This window comes from Antrihabitans spumae (assembly GCF_043944905.1).
In the GTDB taxonomy this organism is placed as follows: Bacteria; Actinomycetota; Actinomycetes; order Mycobacteriales; family Mycobacteriaceae; genus Antrihabitans; species Antrihabitans spumae.
The window spans coordinates 1-15166 of sequence record NZ_JBIMSN010000154.1 but is presented as its reverse complement, the minus strand read 5'-3'; the positions used below and the strand labels follow the sequence as shown (position 1 = coordinate 15166).

Below are 15166 nucleotides of genomic sequence, written 5' to 3'. Positions count from 1 at the left end.
GAGCTGGGTAAATAGTTGGTCTCGAGCCTAGCCCCAGCGATCTTGCTGTGCTCTTATTAAATGAGCGGTTGGGGTCGCGTCAAGAGGGGCGAAACGGACCATGCGCAAGCCGATTGCACGTGTCGTTCTGGTCGTACTTTTCGCTGCAGCACCCATGTTCGGGGTGTCGGCGACGGCTCAGGCGGGCACACACGGCCCACCGCTACTCGACCCGCCGAACGGCGAGGTCGTCGGAATCGCACAACCGGTCACCGTCCGATTTCCCACGGAGATTTCCGATCGCACCGCCGCCGAGCGCTCGATCACGATCACTACGTCCACGCCTGTGGCTGGCCAGTTCCGTTGGCTCGACGACTCTGTTGTGCAGTGGAGTCCTGCCGAATTCTGGCCCGCGTACACCGACGTCACGGTCGACGCCGTCGGTTTCAGGACACAGTTTCAGGTCGGTAGTGCACTGGTAGCGGTCGCAAACCGTTCGACGCACGAGTTCACCGTCAGCATCGACGGCGAAGTAGTGCAGTGGATGCCGGCCTCCTTGGGCAAACCCGGCTACGAGACACCCGCCGGGACATTTCCGGTGATCGAGAAGTTCCGCGACATCGTGATGGATTCGTCGACGTACGGGGTACCGATCACCTCCAAGGAGGGGTACAAACTCGACGTCGAGTACGCGGTCCGCATCACGTGGGGTGGCATCTTCGTTCACGCCGCACCGTGGTCGGCAGATTCGCAGGGGTACGCGAACGTCAGCCATGGCTGCATCAACCTGAGCACCGGCAACGCGGCCTGGTTCTACAACAACGCCAAACGGGGCGATCCGGTCATCGTGCGGTGACGGCGTCGGCGTAGCGATCGAGCGCATGGAAGAGATTCGCGGCGCCTCGTGTTGGTCCACTAGTGATGACCACAATGCGAGCTCGACAAATCCCGCGTGCCATCGGCTTCTGGATCGTCGCGACCGCCTTCTTCGTGCTGATGTGCGGCGCGGCGGCACCGTCACCCCTGTATTCGGTCTACCAGGAGCAATGGGGCTTTTCGTCGATCACACTCACCGTGATCTTCGCTGTGTATGTCGTCGCGCTGCTGGCGTCGTTGCTGACGGTCGGCGCACTGTCCGATCACATCGGCCGCAAGCCTGTTCTCGCGGCTTCCCTGGTGACCTTGGCGGTCGCCATGGTCGTCTTCGTCCTCGCCGACAGCGTCCCGTGGCTGATCGCGGCGCGGATCCTCCAGGGACTTGCGACCGGCGCTGCGACCGGCGCGTTCACCGCAACGGTCATCGACCTCCAACCCAACGAATCACGCGGTCCTTTGCTCAACAGCATTGCGCCGACCGCAGGTCTCGCCACCGGCGCGCTGGGAGCCGGGCTGCTCGTGCAATTCGCGCCTGCGCCGATGACACTGGTCTACGTCGTATTGGCAATTGCCTATCTGGCCTTCGCCGCATTGGTAGTCGCCATGCCCGAACCCACACCGGCCGACGGATTCGCCTCACGCGCACACCTGTTCGCGGCCCTGCGCCCGAAAGTGGCAGTCCCACCGGCAATTCGGCGCACGTTCACCACGATCGTGCCGTGCTTGATCGCATCGTGGTCGCTAGGCGGCCTGTATCTGTCGCTCAGCCCGTCCATCACGGCAAGCGTCTTCGACGTCCGTAATCACGTGATCGGCGGCGCCGAGATCTTCACCCTGTTCGGCGCCGGTGCGTTCGGCGCCTATGTGGCCCGCAACACTGCGCCGCGGATTGTCATGGTCGGCGGATCCGTCACGCGCGCAGCAGGAGTCGGCATCACCGTCACGTCGCTTCTCGTCGAATCGATTGCCGTGTTCTTCGTCGGAGCCGCAGTATCCGGCTTCGGTTTCGGTACCGCATTCCTCGGCGCAATGAAGACCCTCGGCGCACTGACACTCCCGCACGAGCGAGGCCAGGTGTTCGCGACTGTGTTCGCGGTCAGCTACACCGCCTTCAGCGTGCCTGCGGTGATCGCTGGGTTCGCCATCGGATCGGCCGGCTTGCTGACCACGGCCGAGGTGTACTCAGCCGCTGTCATCGCGTTCGCATTGCTTGCGGCACTGGCATTTACACTGCTGGCGCGGCGCGAAGCACAAGCTCTCGCACGCGAAGAATGCTTGGCTGCGGCCTAGCGTCAGGCACGCAGCACGCGGTCGGGCCGAGCGTGGCCCAGTTCCAGTGGATAGATCTTGTGAACGCCGCGAAAACCTTTCAATTCGACGTTGCGTTCCGGACCGAACGTCAGGTCCGGGCTGTCGACCGCATCCCGCACGGCAGCACTGACCAGCACTTCGCCACCCGCCGCTTCAGCTGCGACGCGAGCGGCCATCGCGACGTTTCTGCCGAACAGATCGTCGCCCCTCCGCACCGCGTCGCCGCGGTGGATTCCGATGCGGACCCGAACTCGTGCCCGTTCGGTCCACGCCGCTCCGACGAGTGCTCGTTGCACGTCGATACCGCACCGCACGGCTTGTTCGGGATGCCCGAACGCGACCATAAATCCATCGCCCTGACTTTTCACAACCTGGCCCTCGTGCAACTGCACGCAGTCTCGAACAACGTTGTCGTGTCGGCCGAGCAGCTTCACCCATGCCTGATCGCCGAAGTGTTCGTTCAATGCCGTCGAGCGTTCGATGTCGGAGAAGAAGATGGTGACCGTGCCGTCACGCGCTGCCAGTCGAGCGAGGTCGGGTTGCTCGACCTGTGCCCACCCAGCGAGTTCTTCGATCGAGTTGCGTAGTGCTCCCCCGATCCCTTTCTCCCGCATCAGGTTCGCCGTCTCCCACACGGCCTTCACAGCGCCCTTGCTACTCGAGATCCACGTCCGCTCCCTACCAGCAAGTTGCCGGCGCAAATCCCGGATTCGATGCTGATTGCGAATCTGCAGCGCGGTGAGCGCGACGAGACCCAACGTCTCGACCACGACGATTCCGCCGAGCACAAATTCCAGCACGGGCGTCATGCTGCCAGACGACCGGCCTAGTTCGACAACCCCTGTTGGAACGCGGCTGCAACCTCTGCCACGTCGGCACCGGCTTGGACGAGTCCGTCGTAGAGCTGCGGGTACGTCGCACCACCCATTGCCAGGTCGAAGGCAAGAACGGTGCCGTCGTCGAGCGTCAGGTACCCGGCCAAGCTTTGGACGTTGGTCAGCAGCCGACCGGTGGACGGATTCAACGCCACTCCCGTGCCTGCCTTGGCTGCGACCTTGCCCGCCGCCGGAGTACCTGCCCCGTACGGCGCGAGCGACCCCGACTCCGCCAGGACCGGTTGGCCCGCGACGATTGCGTCACCCCATGGCTGCTTCCTCGCCCATTCCATCCATTTGGTCAGCTGCCGCGGCGTTGCCGATGCTGGGTCGCCACCTTGGCCATCGGTGACGAACACAGCGTCCTTGTTCAACCCCGCCTTTTCGACCAAACCGTAGATCGTCTCGATCCCGGCAAGACAATCCGTCTTGCCTGCCTTGACGGCAAGCATGCAGAGAAACGCGTTCGCGCCTGCGTTGTAACTGGTTTCGAGAATCATCGCTCCCATCGCAGCTACCGGCGGAGACTCGATCGAAGCAACTGTGCGATCGTCGGTGAAGGTGCCGCTCGCGGGCAGGATCGACTCGTTGTTCGCAGCACGAGCCGGCGCGGCGACTGTGACGCCTGCTCGTCCGAGCGCCTCGATGAAAAGGATGCGCGCCCAGTCCGCAGGGTCCGGCACGTTGTACACGCTCAGTTGCGATTTGCCCGCCGCGATCGTGCCGGAGACGAGCAGCTTCGTCGGATCGGCGGGGTCGGGTTCGATGCTCAGTGCCGTGTCGCCGTCACCTGCGACGGTCTGTACCTGCGAGACAACGGTGTACGCGCCGGTCTGGGGCGACGACACGATGGTCGCCGTCCCATCGACCGCCGCTGCCGTCACCATCACGTCGAGGATGTTGTCGTTGACGAAGATCGGCGTGACAGGTCCATCGTTGGATTGGTAGGTGTCCCACAATCTGGTGTCGATCACGACGTCTCCGTCGATACGCGTCACGCCTTTGGCAGCGACCTGACGAGCAAGTTCGGTCACGCCGGCGAGGGGGTCACCCACGTCGGTCGACGGCCGCGCGTTGGGAGCGAGGTTGCCGTACTGATGGTCGACGGTGTCGCTGTAGAAAGTGTGATCCATCTTGCCGTCGAGGCCGCCGCGCCCGCCGAGTGCAAGATCACCCGATGCGACCAGCACCAGGTTGCCTGGAACGACTCCTGCATCCGGCGGCGCAGTCGTATAGACGGGCGTCGTGAACCGGGTGTCCGCGCCGACCGTGTCGTAGACGGAGGCAACCGTAAAATTCTTTGCCGTCGACCCCGTGTAGATCATTTCGTCGGGTCGATTGGCGAGCAGCACCTCCCCTGTGTCCGCGTTCGACACGTAGTAGATCCAGCGCGCGGTGCCATATTCGGGCTTTTCCATGACTTTCTTCGCGGCGTCAGGCAACGTACCGATCTCGGCGGAGCTGCCCGCGGGCGCAACCGAATCGTCGCTGGAACCGTTGTCGGAACTCGAACACGCGGAGGCAAGTACAAGCACTGTCGCTACGACGGCACCGACCTTGACCGAACCAGAACCAGGCACGAAAACTCCTCTGCGGGTGACGGAGCGCTGACCCCCACGCAGAGATCGTTGCACGCATGATCGGTGAGGAGAAGACACAGCTGGAAGCAACCTGTCGTTCAACTCGATCGATCAGCATGTACCCATGTCTGCCGTCGGAGTCACACTCGCGATCCTGGCAGCACTTTGTTCGCCGTTTCCGCTGCGCTGCAACAATCGACCGCGCGAACCGCTGCGCTCGCCAGGCCGACGACGGAGCGGCTGCTGCCGGCAATCGGGCTGCTCGCCACCTTGATTCGCAGTCCGCGCTGGCTGATCGGGCTTGCCGCCAACGTCGTTGGCTTCGGATTACATGCCTGCGCACTACATTTCGGTTCCATTCAAGTTGTCCAAGCCGTGTTGGTCGTGCAGTTGCTCTTCGCATTGCCGCTGTCCGCCCTGCGTCGACGGCAGCGTCCGCTACGACGCGACTGGCTCGGCACAGTTCTGGTGTGCACGGGACTGGTCGCTGTCGTATCGCAATGCCCGCCGCGCGGAGCCGTCCGCTCCGACCAACTTGGTGTCGCACTGGCGGTCGCCGGCGGTGCCGTCGCTTTGCTCGTCGTTGCCGCACGTCGGGTGGGCGAGCGCGCGCAGGCGAGGTCCGCGTTGATCGGCATCGCGGCCGGATTCTGCTTCTGCACGACGGCCGTGCTCGTCGTGTCGGCCACTGCCCAACTTCCACAGTTGAGCTGGGCACTTCCGGGTATGGCCGTGTCGACGGTCGTCGGCGGCATACTTGCTCAAGAGGCCTTCGCGAGCGGGTCGCTGCCGACAGCATTGACGTCGATGACGACAACCGATCCGATCCTCAGCTATGTCGCGGGCACCACGTTGTTCGTCGTTGTCGCACATCCTGATCCGATCGTCCTGATCGGAGCAGCCGTACTCGTGATCGCCGGGGTTGCGATGCTCGCGAATTCGCCCACCCTGCACGACGACGACCCGCAAGTACTCCCTCAGCCCACCGACGCCTTGGTACGGCAGCTGTAGCTTTCGTAGAGATCCAGTAGTCCGGCGACCGTAGCCGACCACGGAAATCTTTCTGCGGCAACCCTTGCCGCACTCCGGCGCTGTCGCGCCGGCACCGAAAGCAGTGCCTGCACTCCCCCGGCGAGCCCCGTCGGCGTTCCGTCCGTGACGACGCCCGACCCGTGTGCCCCGAGCGATTCGTGTGCCGCCCCGTCGCGCGGAACGACGACCGACGTTCCGCAGGCGAGCGCCTCGAGGGCAGCAAGCCCGAAAGTCTCTACCGGAGAAGGGCATAGAGCGATGTCGGCGGTGGCAACAAGGTTTGCAAGTTCACAGCGATCCGACACATGGCCGACGAACCGCACAGGTAGTCGCGCAGCCTGTCGTTCGATTTGCCCACGTAAGGGTCCGTCGCCGAGGATCGTCAGTTCTGCGTTCACGCCGTCGGCCACCAACAGTCGCACCGCCGCCACCGACCGATCGACGCGTTTCTCCTTCGACAACCTGCTGACGGTGACGAGGCGCACCACGTCGTCGCCCGGAGTCCGTGTGCGCGTCAGCGGACGAAACTGCTCCAGATCGCAACCGAGCGGGATCTTGCGAACATTGTCTGCGCCGATTCTGGCGAACTCCGCAGCCGCGAAATCGGATGTGACAACGATGTTTTCCGCTCGCTGGCTCAGCATGCCGTTCGCAGCGTTCGCAAGGGCGACCAACGGAAATCCGCGGGGCACGCGGGACCTAAGTATCGCGTCGATGCGCTCGTGTGAGAAGAGCACAAGCGGAACGTTGTTGCGGCGCGCCCACGGCGACAGCCATCGAACACTGAGTTTGTCACTCACCTCGAGCACGTCCGGCTCCAACGAGTCGAGTAGCACACAGGTCCGATTCGCTGTCAGCATGTGATAGCTGTTCGAGCCGAACAACTTCGGGCTGGGCAGCGTGACCCGTCGGCCTGCCGATGTCGATTCGTCGGTGTCGGATGTCCCCGGCACGATCAAAACCCTGTCGTGACCAGCTTTTCCGTAGCCACGTCCGATTTCGTCTACACACGTGCGCAGCCCTCCCGACGCCGGCGTGTAGAAGTTGGCGATCTGGACGATCCTCAACGCCCGACCACCTCTGCGTAGGTCGTTGCGATTGCGCCTGCAGCTACGACGGCTTCGATTGCGCGCAGGGACGCGTCGCGCAAACCAGGTCGATGCAGATCGTCGGGATGCAGAGCGATTCGAACGAGTCCCCCACCGTGTGCCCGTTTACGCGCGAGACCGACGACCAGCGCTGCCGCGGCACGTTCACTCCAACCGCCGCCAGGTCGGTGTGACAGTGCGAAACCAAGGCGAAGGCGATTCGTACGCAGGTTCGTGACACCGAAATGACTTGTCGTGTGCGTGAATCCGGCTCGGGCCAGGGCGCGGTTCGCGGCGGGCGACGCGAGCCATCCCGGCGGGGTGAATCCCCGCGTCGCCAGTCCGAGGTCGGCGAGAACCTGTGTGCCCGCCGCAATGCGTTCCGCTGCTTGCTGTTCGTTCAATGCTGCGAACTCCGCCGCGCCGCGGGCAACCACTCTGCCGATGACACGTCGATACGACGGACCCTCCGGCCCTGCAACATGGGACCAGCCGTGCAGGACGATCTCGTCACCGATGTTCCGCCGCGCGCGGAGCACCTCTGCGTAGTCGGGCGCGTCGCTCAGTGCCGCACCGCGCCATGGCCCGGGAATCACCAACAACGACAGAGGAATACCAAGTGCTTCGGCGTCGGCGCACCAACGAGCGGTCTCGTCGGCCGTCGCGGGCGCGACGTCGTGCACACTCACCACCAGCTGCGAGCAGCCGTGAACCATGTTCGTTCTCCCCTGCACGTCGTCACGATCGACCGCGACGGTAACCCGGTGACGTTGACGCCCGCTGAACGGCAAGATGCCAACCAGCTACATACACCCGCCGTTCATCACTCGTTGTTAGCTTTCGCGACATGTCAGATATGTCCTCGGAGACCGACATCGCGAAGTTCGGCAGCAGGCTCACCTTCATGGCGAGCCACCTTGCATTCGGGTTTTCGTGCGGAGCGCTGGCGTCACTCGTCATCGGCGGTCCGCACGTCTTCCCACGGTCGGTGTCGATCGGTCTGCTCGTCGGTGGACTGGTCGCGGGATGCCTGCTGCTTTTTGTTGCGCTGCAACCCGACCACCCGACCGACCCAGCCGCTGTGCCGAGGCCGATCTCGTCGATCGTCACAGACAAGCAGTGTGCACAGGCCGACGCCGAGGGGCGACTCGCACTTGCCCGAGTGACCGACGTTGTTTTCGACTACCACAGCGAGAGCACCGGCCCCAGGTACAAGGTCTCCTATGTCGTGTCGCCCCGAGACGGAACGCCCTATGCCACAACGGAGTCCGTGGCGATCGACCCGGTGCTTGCGAAGACTGTCGAGGTCGATGCGATCGTCGTCGTCGCGATGGAGCTTACGGTCGGCGGGCACGTCGGACTTGTGCGTGCACCAGACGAGTACTGGAAGACCCTTGCTGCCACGGATACGACCGTGCGCACCACGCAACCGATGCCACCACAACCACGACCTGCGACGCCAACACTGCTGACTCGCCGACTGATCTTCGCGACCGCAGCGCCACTGCTCCTCGGGGCCGCCATCGCAACGCTCCCGTTGTTGCTACGGTTCGCGGCATGACTCGTCGCTTTCTCGTGCGTAGAACCCTTGCTCGAACCGCCCTGCGGCTGAGCCGCTGGAAGGTAGCAGGCGAGTTGCCACCCAAAGCCATCCTCGTCGGCGCGCCGCACACCTCGAACTGGGACTGGGTCGCGACGATTCTGATGAGTTGGAGCCAGAGTGTGCAGCCGATGATTCTGGTCAAGAAAGAATTCTTCAAAGCACCGTTCGGTCCCCTGCTGCGCGCCACCGGCGGCATCCCGCTCGATCGCAAAAACCCTGGCGAAACCATCCGGGAGTTGCTGGCACGCGCAGAAGGTAGCGAGCATTTCCTACTCGCGATCGCGGCAGAGGGCACTCGAGGCAAGGGCGACTACTGGAAATCCGGCTTCTACCGAATCTCGCAGCAAACCGGAATTCCAATTCTCTTCGGCTTCATCGACGGACCGAGCAAAACCGTCGGTTCAGGTCCTACTTTTGTGCCGACGGGTGACGTCAAAGCCGATATGGATGTCGTCCGCGCCTTCTACGCCGACAAACGCGGCATCAACCCGGAGCTGGGCACCGAGCCGAGGCTGCGAGAAGAAGGCGCGTCGGAGTAGGCCTCCTGCTCAGGAGGGAAAGGCGCACATAGGCCCGATCGCAAGGAAGCTCTGTATCTCGCAGATCAGCACCTGAATGGTTCTGGACGCGCCTTGCGCCGAACCGCTGTCTGCTGAACCGCTGTCGAGAGGTGCAGCCGTCGCCGATGCAGCGGTCAACGGCAGAGCAAGCACCAGGGCGAACATTGCGGTGGCAGCGGTTCGTTTGAACATAAGAACTCCGATCGAAGGCACGGCGCTGGATAGACGTTCGTGCCTGACACGGCACGTTTCGAACGTATTGCTCCCCGCCAGTCGCTGCGAGCCCCCAATTCTGTCGCCAGCACGACCGGGGTACCTGGCACAATGCGAAACGTGAGCGACGACGACCCCGGCGTGCCGACGGGTAGCGGTGCAGCAACCCCGCCTCCCGGGCTTCTCTCACGGGTCGTGCGCAGTCAATCTGTCGCTTATGTCGTTGTCGGGTGCGTGAACACCGCAATCGGCTTCGGACTCTTCGTCCTGTGGATGACCGTTCTCGGCGACGACGACCTCTACGCGGTTGCTGTCGCAGCCGCGTACTCCATGAGCATCGTCATCGCGTTCGTCCTGCACCGAACGCTTGTCTTCCGTGTTCGCGGACATCTGTTGCGCGATTTCGTCGGCTTCGTCGGCGTCAACGCCGGTGGTTTCGTGTTGAATCTGGCTCTGATGGCACTGGCTGTCAGCATTTTCCGTTTTGCCCCGATTCCGTCACAGTTCGTCGTGACTGGCATCGTCGCGGCAACGAGTTACTTCGGCCATCGCCACGTTTCGTTCCGGCGGGCACCTGCACCGCCCGGCGACGCCGAGGTTGTACTGTCACGAACTCGTGGGTGACGAAACGCGGGAATCCAGAAAAACCGTGCTGCTGTGGGCGGGCGCAGCAGTCGTCGGAGTCGTCGCAGGCTACATCGCGGTACTGCTCGTCAACGTGCGACATTTTTATACCGACGACACCGAATCGCAGTACGTCCCGCTGTGGATCACCATCGGTCAGCACCTGCGCAACGGTGAGTTCCCCGGTCTGGTCACCGACGAATGGATGACCGGCAACTACTCGGTCGAGGGCCAGGGCAGCCTGCTCAATCCGCCGCAGATGCTCGTCAGTCTGATCGCACCGTCGTTCGACAACCTGCTTGTGCTCGCGACCCTGGTCAAGCTTGCCTACTCGATCGTCCTCGTCCTCGGCGTCTTCCGTGTCTGTCGCGCCTACGGCGCCCTGGCCCCGTGGGCTGCGGTCGCAGGTGTCGCATTCACGTTCTCCGGCTGGGTCCTGTTCCTGGACCAAGCGACCTGGGTTCTCGCACTTGCGGGCACGGCCTGGCTGACGCACGCGTGGGCGTCCGGCATTCGCTACGCACGTGGGCGCGGCGGACCGATCCCGGTGTTCGTATTCATCTTCTTCGCCATAACCGTCGGCTACATGTGGCCGGGCATCGAGACCGCGATGATGATCTGCGCGGTCGCGCTCGGCGAGTTGATCTATCAGCGCAATTGGCTCGCACCCGTTCGCCTTCTTGCCGTTGCAGGGTTCGCCGGTCTCGCCGGACTGATGACGTACCTGCCGAGCTTCCTCTCGTCGCATGTCACGTGGCGAGACGCCGATGTGGTCATCAAGAACGACGGGTTCATGACCATCCCGTGGTCGGAATCGCTCAACTCGAGCCTCCCGACGACGCTGCCATCGTTCAATTCGTGGTTCGGGCTCATCCAGCCGTTCCCGATCGTCTACATCGCCTGGTTCCTCATCCCGGGACTCGCGTTCATCGACTGGAAGGCCGCGTCTCGGTCGGCGCGCAACGTCAGCGGTGCGGCGATCTTCGCGCTCGCCGCGCTCATGTGGATCGCAGGACCAGCGGTCATCGGTCCGCTGCGCTGGCCGGCGCGCGTGATGCCGATGCTCGCTTTGGGCCTGCTCGTCCTGGTGTGTGTGTTGTTCAGCAAGCACGGGACGTTGAAGTCGTGGCGGACTCGCGTCGGTGTCTCGGTATTCCTGCTGCTTCTCCTGCTGATGAGGACGATTTCGTCGGCGCCGAGCGGAAAGCTGAAAACACACGTTGCCGCAGCAGTGGTCGTGGGTCTGATGGGTGCGCTCGTCCTGCTCGTCGCTGCGAAACGCAACCAGGCGACGGCGTGCGCGTTGCTCATCGCCTCGGTTGTGCCGATCGCGTACTACCAGGTCGATCAGGTGCCGCATCACCCGATGTCGTGGAACCTGCCCGAGAAGCGCAAGCAGGCTCAGGACGTTTTCCCCGACTTCGACGGACTCACCCTCCAACTGGCCGATAGCCAGCTGTTCCCGATCCCGGAGAAGTTCCTCGGCGGCGTCTACAGCTCGCTCGTCGTCGGCTACTACGCCAAAGACCTCGACCTGAACTACGTCAACGGGTACACGCCCATCGGCCACTACTGGTTCTCGCAGCACTTGTGCATGCGCTGGGACGGCAGTGTGTGCCCGGATGCCAGACGGCGGGTCTTCGAGAAGGAGCCGACTACAGGCAAGACCCTGGCCGATCTTATGAAGGTCGACCGCGTCGTCCTCCAGGCCGCGATGTATCCGAACGCAGACTCCGAGCCCGCGCCAGACGGCTGGAAATGGGTGCAGTATCCGGGCCATGAGCGCTGGATCTACGTGCTCGAACGAGAAGGTGGACCGATCTCGACCGTCAACGGTCGCGTCGTAGCCACCGACAACGTGACGGCGACGTCGGTCTCCGAGTCCGACGACAGCTCGAAGGTCACGGTGACGTCGGCGCAGGGTGGCCGCGTCGTCTTCGCGCGGCTCGCATGGCCGGGCTATCACGTCACCCTGAACGGCGAGGACATCGGCTACGACACGGTTATGGACACCTTCCTCAGCGTCGACATCCCCGCTGGCACTACCGACGCCGACCTCGAGGTGACCTGGAGTCCACCTGGCTGGCAGCTCGGCTCTGCGACTGCCGTCCTCGGGCTCGCAGGGGTCGCTGTCCTGCAGTTGCTCTACGTTCGCGGGCGTCGGCGACCGGTCGACGAGGCCGTACCCGAGCCCGTCAGCGCCTCGTGACGCGTGCCACGTTGTCGTTATCTGCGTGTTATCGTCCCTGTTGCATTGCTTCCTGCAGCGTCGCCGTCGACGTGCGAAGAATGCCCATATGAAGATCCACCACTGAGAAGGTCGCCTCCAACGATGCCGCAGTTGTCCGCCGCGCGTACGGATCGCTCCGATACGCACACCGAGCACCGCACGCAACCGGTGCCGTCGGCGAACGAGCGGATCCACACGGTTTCGGTGGTGGTTCCGGTGTACCGGGGCGAACTCACGATCGCGAATCTCGTTGCCGAACTCGCTCGATACGCGACGCCGTCGAAGTCGCCGAGGGGCGCGCTTTTCGCGATCGAGGAGATCGTCCTCGTCCACGACAACGGCCCCGATCGGTCCGACGTCGTCCTCGCTGAATTGGCCGAGTCCAACGAGAACGTCAAGGTCGTCTGGCTGAGCAGAAACTTCGGACAGGACGCCGCCACCATCGCAGGGATGGCCGCGTCCAGGGGCGATTGGGTTGCGACGCTCGACGAGGACGGTCAGCACGATCCCGACTACATCGGGCACTTTCTCGACGAGGCACTGTCGCAGCGTGCCGATCTGGTCTATTCGCGGCCGACCAACACCCGCCCGCACGGATTCGTCCGCAACGTCGCGTCGATGGGATCGAAGTTCGTTCTGACGTCGCTCTTCCGTTTCCCGTCGGGAACCCATTTCGAAAGTTACCGACTGATTCGCGGGGACATCAGCCGCAAGTTGTCCGAGGTCGCCGCCGCCGGGGTGTACCTCGACGTCGCGTTGACGTGGGTCGTCGGGCGTACCGCCACCGCACCCATCGAACTACGTTCGGAGGGCCGCGAGGAGTCGGGGTACACCTACCGCAGCCTGTTCTCGCTGTTCTGGAAGATGGTCCTCTGCAGCGGAACCCGCGGCCTGCGCATCGTGAGCGTGCTCGGCGCCGTGTTGGGCTTGGCTGGCATCGTCCTTGCCGGAGTCGTCGTAGTACAGACGATCGACGGCACTACGGACCCAGACGGCTGGGCGTCGATCATCGTCGCCATTCTGCTGTGCTCGGGGGCGATTCTGTTTTCGCTTGGAATGATCGCCGAGTACCTCGGCGTGGCACTGCACGTTTTGGCTGGCAGACCGCTATTTTTGACGGTGGATTCCCCGACTCCGCGTCCCGACGGAGAGGACAAAAGCCATTAACACCGATGCGATTCCGTTCAACAAGCCCTTCCGCGCGCCTGGCGAACTCGACAACCTCGGCGAGGTGCTTGCGTCCTCCCACGTCCATGGCGACGGCCGGTTCACGAACGCTGCGACGGCCAAACTGAAGCAGATCACTCAAGCCCCGCACGCGCTTCTGACAACGTCGTGCACACATGCTCTCGAGCTCGGTGGGCTGCTCCTCGAGCTTCAGCCCGGTGACGAAGTGATCCTGCCCAGCTTCACCTTTCCCTCCCCCGCGTCGTCGGTCGCTCTGCGCGGCGCGACGTGTGTTTTCGTCGACATCGACGATTCGACCGGCAACATCGATCCGGCCGCGGTTGCCGAGGCGATCACCGAGAAGACCAAGGCCGTCGTCGTCATGCATTACGGCGGCGTTGCAGCCGACATGGGTCCGCTGCTCGACCTCGCCGCCGAGCATTGCTTCGCCATCGTCGAAGACAACGCGCACGGACTAGGCGGCAGCTGGCAGGGCCGCCCGCTCGGCACCATCGGAACGATCGGCGCTTTGAGCTTCCACGACACGAAGAACGTCCATGCTGGCGAGGGTGGTGCGCTCCTCCTCTCCGACGACATTCTGATGATGCGTGCGGAGATCATGCGGGAAAAAGGCACCGACAGGGCTCGGTTCCTGCGCGGCGAGGTCGACAAGTACGGCTGGCAGGATATCGGATCGAGTTATCTACCAAGCGAATTGAACGCCGCCGTGCTCGATGCGCAGCTCGCGTCGTTCGACGTCATCCAAGCGGGCAGGCACCGCGTCTGGGATTCCTACGCACGGGAGCTCCCGGAGTGGGCACAGCGAAACAGTGTGCGGCAGATGAGCGTTCCGGCTGATCGGGAGCACACAGCGCACCTCTTCTACCTTCGGATGCCGACCGAAGAGACCCGCGACAGCTTCATCGGCCACATGCGTCAACGCGGTATCGCAACCCCGTTCCACTACGTGCCGCTCGGCACCAGCCCCGCCGGATCGAAGATGGGTAGAACCCCGAAACCGTGCGTTCGTAGCGCCGAATTCTCGGAGACCGTTGTCCGGCTACCGATCTGGCCCGCCATGACCGACGACCACATTGCCCGGGTACTGGACGGGGTCACCGCCTTCGTTGCATAACTCGTTAGCCGGACAAAACGGTCCCAATATGATCACTAAAGCATTTACGCGGTTCCCTTTTCATACGGAATCGTGTTCCTATCACTCAGGCAAATGAGCATTAAAGTGTTGCCGGCAACGGCAGAAGGGCGGATTTATATGAGGAGCCAGCGTTTACGTAAGTACGCGGCAGGATTCGGCGTACTCGTCGCCGTAGCGACAGCGGGACTCTTCACGACGGCCACCGCAACGGCCGAGCCGCTCTGGCCGGGCGGACCCGACTTCGGTACGCCGGCGGTCATTCCACCGCCGCCCGCGCCGTGCGACGCAGCCGGAGCGCGCGCCTGCCTGCGCCTGTCGACCAACGAAGCATGGCTGATGGACAACGGCCGCACCGTGTTCGGGCCGACCCCGATCTCCCACGGCCAGCCGGGCTACGAGACGAACGTCGGAGTCTTCGACGTCGACTTCAAGAAGCCTTACCACTGGTCCACAATGCACCACGCCGACATGTACTACGCGATCTTCTTCGACGGTGACATCGCGTTCCACGTCGGACCGGTCGACCTCAAGTCCCACGGCTGCATCCGTATGACCGAGCCGGGCGCGAAGGCGTTCTACGAACACCTCAACCCAGGCGACATCGTTCAGGTCATCAGGTGACCTGACTCCCCAGAGGTAGCCGATACGGGCGCGGATCTTCGGATCCGCGCCCGTTTTCGCGTGAGGCCGCTCCGCGGCTCGTGAGTCTTTTCGGAGGTCGGGCGCTCCGGAAAGACTCACGACTTCGGTCCTGGAACTTGGCATTTCGGCCGACCTTCTGACGGGACTTGCGAACGACATCGCCGACCGTTTCTGTCGGTGGGGTCCGATAGTGTCGAATGTATGTACTGCTTATCTGCTTAAGTGGACCT

At 63.4% G+C, this 15166-nt stretch carries 15 protein-coding genes; 10 read left to right on the top strand and 5 right to left on the bottom strand.

Annotation, left to right across the window (positions count from 1 at the left end; genetic code table 11):
• The first annotated feature begins 100 nt into the window (after positions 1-100).
• The gene (locus ACHIRB_RS28820) at positions 101-835 is read left to right on the top strand and encodes a L,D-transpeptidase (protein ID WP_395124395.1); all 735 of its coding nucleotides are present in this window, start codon (positions 101-103) and stop codon (positions 833-835) included.
• Positions 836-900: 65 nt separating this feature from the next.
• Positions 901-2145, top strand: coding sequence for an MFS transporter (locus ACHIRB_RS28815; protein ID WP_395124394.1), 1245 nt, complete (start codon positions 901-903; stop codon positions 2143-2145).
• A 2-nt stretch (positions 2146-2147) separates the two neighbouring features.
• Here ACHIRB_RS28815 and ACHIRB_RS28810 read toward each other — a convergent pair whose 3' ends face one another.
• Both ACHIRB_RS28810 and ACHIRB_RS28805 read right to left on the bottom strand, forming a co-directional pair.
• Positions 2148-2975: an adenylate/guanylate cyclase domain-containing protein gene (locus ACHIRB_RS28810; protein WP_395124393.1), complete on the bottom strand. Its 828-nt coding sequence runs from the start codon at positions 2973-2975 to the stop codon at positions 2148-2150.
• A gap of 17 nt (positions 2976-2992) precedes the next feature.
• A complete protein-coding gene (locus tag ACHIRB_RS28805) occupies positions 2993-4621 on the bottom strand; it encodes a D-alanyl-D-alanine carboxypeptidase/D-alanyl-D-alanine-endopeptidase (protein WP_395124392.1) in 1629 nt (542 codons plus the stop codon).
• Positions 4622-4786: 165 nt separating this feature from the next.
• On the opposite strand from ACHIRB_RS28805, the gene ACHIRB_RS28800 reads away from it, so the two are divergent.
• A complete protein-coding gene (locus tag ACHIRB_RS28800) occupies positions 4787-5632 on the top strand; it encodes a DMT family transporter (protein ID WP_395124391.1) in 846 nt (281 codons plus the stop codon).
• On the opposite strand, the gene ACHIRB_RS28795 is transcribed toward ACHIRB_RS28800, so the two are convergent.
• Both ACHIRB_RS28795 and ACHIRB_RS28790 read right to left on the bottom strand, forming a co-directional pair.
• Positions 5599-6720: a glycosyltransferase gene (locus tag ACHIRB_RS28795; protein ID WP_395124390.1), complete on the bottom strand. Its 1122-nt coding sequence runs from the start codon at positions 6718-6720 to the stop codon at positions 5599-5601. The two genes, ACHIRB_RS28800 and ACHIRB_RS28795, sit on opposite strands and share 34 nt — an antisense overlap.
• Positions 6717-7475: a DUF2334 domain-containing protein gene (locus ACHIRB_RS28790; protein ID WP_395124389.1), complete on the bottom strand. Its 759-nt coding sequence runs from the start codon at positions 7473-7475 to the stop codon at positions 6717-6719. Before ACHIRB_RS28790 ends, ACHIRB_RS28795 begins: the two co-directional genes overlap by 4 nt.
• Before the next feature lie 113 nt (positions 7476-7588).
• Here ACHIRB_RS28790 and ACHIRB_RS28785 point away from each other — a divergent pair, with 113 nt between their 5' ends.
• Both ACHIRB_RS28785 and ACHIRB_RS28780 read left to right on the top strand, forming a co-directional pair.
• The gene (locus ACHIRB_RS28785; protein WP_395124388.1) at positions 7589-8302 is read left to right on the top strand and encodes a hypothetical protein; all 714 of its coding nucleotides are present in this window, start codon (positions 7589-7591) and stop codon (positions 8300-8302) included.
• Positions 8299-8883, top strand: coding sequence for a 1-acyl-sn-glycerol-3-phosphate acyltransferase (locus ACHIRB_RS28780; RefSeq protein ID WP_395115500.1), 585 nt, complete (start codon positions 8299-8301; stop codon positions 8881-8883). The genes ACHIRB_RS28785 and ACHIRB_RS28780 overlap by 4 nt, the downstream gene beginning before the upstream one ends.
• A gap of 9 nt (positions 8884-8892) precedes the next feature.
• Here the strand turns inward: ACHIRB_RS28780 and ACHIRB_RS28775 are convergent, their stop codons facing one another.
• Positions 8893-9096 carry a hypothetical protein gene (locus ACHIRB_RS28775; protein WP_395124387.1) on the bottom strand — a complete coding sequence of 68 codons (204 nt, stop codon included), beginning with the start codon at positions 9094-9096 and terminating at the stop codon, positions 8893-8895.
• 132 nt (positions 9097-9228) lie between these two features.
• Here ACHIRB_RS28775 and ACHIRB_RS28770 point away from each other — a divergent pair, with 132 nt between their 5' ends.
• The 5 genes from ACHIRB_RS28770 to ACHIRB_RS28750 all read left to right on the top strand — a co-directional run bounded on the left by ACHIRB_RS28770 (position 9229) and on the right by ACHIRB_RS28750 (position 14915).
• The gene (locus tag ACHIRB_RS28770; RefSeq protein WP_395124386.1) at positions 9229-9741 is read left to right on the top strand and encodes a GtrA family protein; all 513 of its coding nucleotides are present in this window, start codon (positions 9229-9231) and stop codon (positions 9739-9741) included.
• Positions 9734-11950 (top strand): hypothetical protein, encoded by a 2217-nt coding sequence (locus ACHIRB_RS28765; protein WP_395124385.1) that lies wholly within the window; start codon positions 9734-9736, stop codon positions 11948-11950. Before ACHIRB_RS28770 ends, ACHIRB_RS28765 begins: the two co-directional genes overlap by 8 nt.
• A gap of 210 nt (positions 11951-12160) precedes the next feature.
• The gene (locus ACHIRB_RS28760; RefSeq protein ID WP_395124433.1) at positions 12161-13138 is read left to right on the top strand and encodes a glycosyltransferase; all 978 of its coding nucleotides are present in this window, start codon (positions 12161-12163) and stop codon (positions 13136-13138) included.
• A complete protein-coding gene (gene rffA / locus ACHIRB_RS28755; protein ID WP_395127818.1) occupies positions 13134-14273 on the top strand; it encodes a dTDP-4-amino-4,6-dideoxygalactose transaminase in 1140 nt (379 codons plus the stop codon). The genes ACHIRB_RS28760 and rffA overlap by 5 nt, the downstream gene beginning before the upstream one ends.
• 138 nt (positions 14274-14411) lie before the next feature.
• A complete protein-coding gene (locus tag ACHIRB_RS28750; protein ID WP_395124384.1) occupies positions 14412-14915 on the top strand; it encodes a L,D-transpeptidase in 504 nt (167 codons plus the stop codon).
• Positions 14916-15166 lie beyond the last annotated feature (251 nt).